2 protein-coding genes are annotated in these 844 nt (G+C 38.6%); both read left to right on the top strand.

Translation table 11 applies throughout. The features are described 5' to 3' along the window. Window positions 1-346 (top strand): IS630 transposase-related protein (locus JMY00_RS13515; protein ID WP_201580538.1); only part of this gene is annotated, 346 nt, incomplete at its 5' end. Next, window positions 282-839, top strand: a complete 558-nt coding sequence (locus JMY00_RS13510) for an IS630 family transposase (RefSeq protein ID WP_165597457.1) — start codon at window positions 282-284, stop codon at window positions 837-839. The genes JMY00_RS13515 and JMY00_RS13510, both read left to right, overlap by 65 nt. Window positions 840-844: the final 5 nt, after the last annotated feature.

Raw genomic sequence — 844 nt, 5'->3', positions numbered from 1 at the left:
GACCTACTCAGCAGATTTTCGAGCACAAGTTATCAAAAACATTGAGCAAAAAGACATGAGCATCCGTCAGGCCTGTATTTTTTATAATATCAGCAAGAGTACACTACAGCGCTGGCTTATAGACCCAAGCATCCAAACGACCAGAGTCAAAACGCCAAGCAGTATACCCAATGAAGCCCTTCTACAAGACGTTAATCAATACCCAGATGACTACCTGTATGAGCGAGCTCGTCGTTTAAACTGTAGTAAATCAGGTATTGGCTATGCCTTAAAAAGATTAAATATTAGCCAAAAAAAAGACCTTAGCACATCCAAAAGCGTGTCCAATAAAAAGAGCGGTATATAAGAATAAGCTTGATCATTTTAAGCAGCAAGGCTATCCCGTTGTCTATATGGATGAGAGTGGCTTTGAGGCTGAAACTATTCGTCCTTATGGCTACGCACCGATAGGTAAACCTTGTATTGATAGCTACAATTGGCAAGCTAAAAAACGTACCAATGTCATCGGTGCTCTGTATGAAAAGATGCTTTTTGCGCTTGATTACTTTGAGAAAAACATCAATGGCGATATATTCTATGACTGGTGCAAATACACGCTCATTCCAAGCCTTAAAACTAAATGCGTAATCGTCATGGATAATGCCAGCTTTCATAAACGAGTGAAAAGTCTTCTGAATAGGCATGGTCACAGGCTTTTATTTCTACCATCCTATAGTCCTGACTTAAATCCTATTGAAAAGAAATGGGCACAAGCTAAGTTTCTACGACAAGGTTGGATGGAGAATAATCTACCTAAACTATTTCATAATATGGGTTGTACTTCTTTTATTTTGGATTGACTATA

Origin of the sequence: Psychrobacter sp. Pi2-52, from assembly GCF_904846705.1 — a bacterium.
Classification (GTDB): Bacteria; Pseudomonadota; Gammaproteobacteria; order Pseudomonadales; family Moraxellaceae; genus Psychrobacter.
Note: the sequence above shows the minus strand (reverse complement) of the source record. Positions and strands in the feature narration are given on the sequence as shown.